We start from the raw sequence: 456 nt of genomic DNA on the forward strand, positions 1-456 counted from the left end.
GATACATAAATCATTTGGGAGTGGAGAGGAGAGGCATGAGAAGACACGGGCTGCTGTTCCTGGCTTTGGTCGTCTTTTTCGCCGGTTGTGGAACGAGCCGGGAGGCTGGCATTGAAGCCCCTCGGCAGGGGGCGGATGAGGAGCGCATCGAACGTGCGTCAACGGACGAAACCTATCCGAATTCCAACCGGGTAGAGGAGCCCGAGGATGCGGAAGAGGTGGAGTTTGTAAGCCACGTCGATGGGGACACCGCCAAGATGAAGATCAACGGGAAAGTGGAGACGGTCCGCTTTCTGCTGATCGACACCCCCGAGACCAAGCATCCGAGGTTGGGATCTCAACCGAAGGGAGCCCAGGCCGCCGCGTTCACCAAAAAAATGTTGGAAGAGGCGGACCGGATTACGCTGCAGTACGATGTGGAGAAGCGGGACAAATACAATCGGGTGTTGGCCTACG

1 protein-coding gene is annotated in these 456 nt (G+C 57.5%); it reads left to right on the forward strand.

Annotated features, from left to right (window positions below):
• Window positions 1–35: 35 nt before the first annotated feature.
• A partial coding sequence (locus RZO55_RS17975; RefSeq protein WP_318065639.1) for a thermonuclease family protein occupies window positions 36–456 on the forward strand: 421 nt, incomplete at its 3' end.

Source organism: Clostridium boliviensis, assembly GCF_033342255.1.
In the GTDB taxonomy this organism is placed as follows: Bacteria; Bacillota; Clostridia; order Lachnospirales; family Lachnospiraceae; genus Lacrimispora; species Lacrimispora boliviensis.